Genomic DNA, 1,513 nt, shown 5'->3' on the forward strand with positions numbered 1-1,513 from the left:
GGCTGCCAGCCACAACCTCGCGCAGGAGGCCGACGAGCTTGCGCGTCTGGTGGCGAAGTTCAAGCTTGGCACGCAGGCCGACGCGGGCAGACCAGCGGCAGGGCGGGCCAAGTCTGCGCCGGCACCGGTGACGCGCATGCCGGCACGGCCACAGCCATCCGCCCCCGCGCTCAAGACCGTGTCATCAGGCGGCGGACAGGCAGCGGCACTGCTCGCAAGCCAGCCAGAAGACGACGGATGGGAAGAATTCTGAGCCCATCGAACAGACCCCAAGACGCCGCGCCTAGCGCGGCGTTTTTTTTGGGCAAATATTCGGTCGAAAACTTGAAGAAATTAAAGCCCGCACAGGCCGTATTCACCCTTTGTTTGCACTGATCGTGGGAAACAGGGAACAGATTCTGGGGCTTCGCGGACGGGGGTTGTGATGAAAGCTATTGGGATATCAGGCAGACTTTATGCTTTGGTGGGTATCGCGCTGGTCGCGATGCTGGCAACGGGCATTTATGCCATTTTCCAGGAACGCTCGGCGCTTCTCACCGAGCGCCAATTGATGCTTTCGTCGATGACGGAAAATGCCAACAGCATCTTTGCCGCATATCACGATATGGAGACCCAGGGTCTGCTGACACGTGAGGAAGCGCAGACGCAGGCCAAGCAGGCCGTTGGCGCGATGCGCTATCAGAAGGTCGAATACTTCTTCGCCTTTGACGTCGATCACCGTATCGTCTTTCATCCTACCCGCCCTGTGGGCCAGGACCTGACGGACTACCAGGATTCCAGCGGTCTCTATCTCTACCGCGAGTTCGTTTCGCTGATGACGCAGCAAGGCGGCGGTTTCATCGAATATCAGGGCACTCGCCCGGGCTTCGAGGAGCAGTTCCCGAAGCTTTCCCACGTCGCCTATTTCGAGCCGTGGGGTTGGGGTGTCGCAACCGGCGTCTACATGGACGACCTGACCGCCATGCTTTGGAACAATGCAGCGGCGATCGGTGGGGCGATGCTTGTGGCCCTTTTGGTCACCCTGACGGCGGCTTATGCGGTGATCCGTGGGATCGTGCCTCCCATGCAGTCACTGACCTCCGTGATGGGCCGTCTGGCGTCTGGCGAGAACTCTGTCGAGGTTCCTGCTGTGTCGCGCAAGGACGAGATCGGCGAGATGGCGCGTGCTGTTCTGGTGTTCAAGGAAGCCGCGATCGAGAAGCTGCGGCTTGAGGGCCGGACCGAGGAAGAGCGCTCGCTGAGCGAAGCCGAACGTGCCCGCAACGAGAACGAGAAGGCCCGTGTCGCCGAGGAGGACCATGTTGCGATCTCCTCGCTGGCCGATGGCCTGTCGGCGCTGGCCTCTGGCGACCTGACCTATCGCATCACGGCGCCATTTGCACCGAAGACACAGAAGCTGAAGGACGACTTCAACCGCACCGCCGACCAGCTCGAGGAGACGATGTCGACGATCTCGGGCGCCATTGGCGGCATGCGCTCCGGCACCAGCGAAGTCAGCCAGGCCGCCGACGAC

At 61.5% G+C, this 1,513-nt stretch carries 1 protein-coding gene and 1 pseudogene; both read left to right on the forward strand.

The window, feature by feature from the left end:
- Positions 1-253 (forward strand): annotated as a pseudogene (locus AAFN84_RS24765) (chemotaxis protein); the annotation flags it as partial.
- A gap of 171 nt (positions 254-424) precedes the next feature.
- On the forward strand, positions 425-1,513 hold a 1,089-nt coding region (locus AAFN84_RS24770; protein ID WP_347517410.1), incomplete at its 3' end, for a cache domain-containing protein.

Source organism: Mesorhizobium sp. CAU 1741 (assembly GCF_039839275.1).
Classification (GTDB): domain Bacteria; phylum Pseudomonadota; class Alphaproteobacteria; order Rhizobiales; family Rhizobiaceae; genus Aerobium.